The following is a 244-nucleotide window of genomic DNA, read 5'->3' on the forward strand; positions in this document are numbered from 1 at the left end:
TTGCGAGGTCTGAGCCGGCAAAGAGTACGACTGCGTCATTGGAGTGAGTGGCGGTGTTGACAGCACCTACATGCTCCTGCGTGCGGTTGACATGGGTTTGCGACCCCTGGCCGTCCATTTCGACAGCGGGTGGAACTCGGAGTTGGCCGCGAGCAACATCGAGAATGCAACTACCAAGTTGGGAGTGCACCTTCAGACCGATGTCGTCGATTGGCGGGAGATGCGCGACCTCCAGTTGGCCTTC

The 244-nt window shown here is 59.0% G+C and carries 1 pseudogene; it reads left to right on the plus strand.

Annotation, left to right across the window (positions count from 1 at the left end):
- Window positions 1-43: 43 nt before the first annotated feature.
- Window positions 44-244: pseudogene (locus tag KJQ96_RS42605) on the plus strand (N-acetyl sugar amidotransferase); the annotation flags it as partial.

Source organism: Bradyrhizobium sp. sGM-13 (assembly GCF_018398875.1).
Lineage (GTDB): Bacteria > Pseudomonadota > Alphaproteobacteria > Rhizobiales > Xanthobacteraceae > Bradyrhizobium.